General features: G+C 57.3%; 2 pseudogenes. Both read left to right on the forward strand.

What is annotated here, in order from left to right:
* Window positions 1-538: pseudogene (locus ACNQQL_RS35955) on the forward strand (IS3 family transposase); the annotation flags it as partial.
* Window positions 539-819: 281 nt separating this feature from the next.
* Window positions 820-958: pseudogene (locus ACNQQL_RS35960) on the forward strand (IS5/IS1182 family transposase); the annotation flags it as partial.

Below are 958 nucleotides of genomic sequence, written 5' to 3' on the forward strand. Positions count from 1 at the left end.
CAGTCAGTGAGCGCAATCAACGAAATCTGGAGTATGGATTTCGTCGTCGACGCGCTGTTTGATGGTCGACGCTTGCGCACGCTCACGATCGTGGACAACTACACGCGGGAATGCTTGGCGATTGAAGTCGACGGCTCATTGCGTGGCGAACACGTTGTCGCCGCGCTGACCCGGCTTGCGCAGCATCGTCCGCTTCCACGCTATATCAAGGCAGACAATGGCAGCGAGTTCATTTCGAAGGCGCTCGACAAATGGGCGTATGAGAACGGCGTGGAGATTGACTTCTCGCGCCCTGGCAAGCCGATTGACAACGCGAAGAATGAATCCTTCAACGGACGCTTTCGAGAGGAATGCCTCAATGCACATTGGTTCTTGTCGCTTGAAGACGCCAGACGCAAAATCGAGGTACTGGCGCGAGTACTATAACGAGACGCGCCCTCACTCTGCGCTGCAGTGGATGACACCGGCGGAATTCGCCCGCCAGTGCATCGATCGGGCCGGTTCGGCCCGCCCCGAAGAGCCGGAATTTTCCAGCTAAGACTGGGACGGAAATTGGGCCAGCCTCAAAGGAAGACGTTTCTTATTCTGATTTCGCGGGCATGGGGGTAATTTAGGAAAACATTGATCGTGCTGTATGCGGCAGCAAAGCGGGCGTTGTCTGCACTCGGGTTTGCCGGCAAGGAGGCTGCAGTGGGCGGGGGGGGCTATGTCTTTCGTCAAGCGTTAGCAGGCTGTTGAAATTGGGAACGGTGTAAACGGGCTTTGTGGGCGGTGCGTTAGAGATAACGTGGCCTTGGTCGGATGGGTGCGATGCGCGGAATGGACGAGATGCAAGAACCGCTGTTCGCGACGGTGAAGCTGGAAGACTTCGTGCCGGCCGATCACCCGTTGCGGCCGCTGCGGCTGCTGGTCAATCAGGCACTGAAGCGACTCAACGGACTGTTCGGTACGATCTATG

This window comes from Burkholderia sp. LFS061 (genome assembly GCF_047978125.1).
Lineage (GTDB): Bacteria > Pseudomonadota > Gammaproteobacteria > Burkholderiales > Burkholderiaceae > Burkholderia > Burkholderia pyrrocinia_C.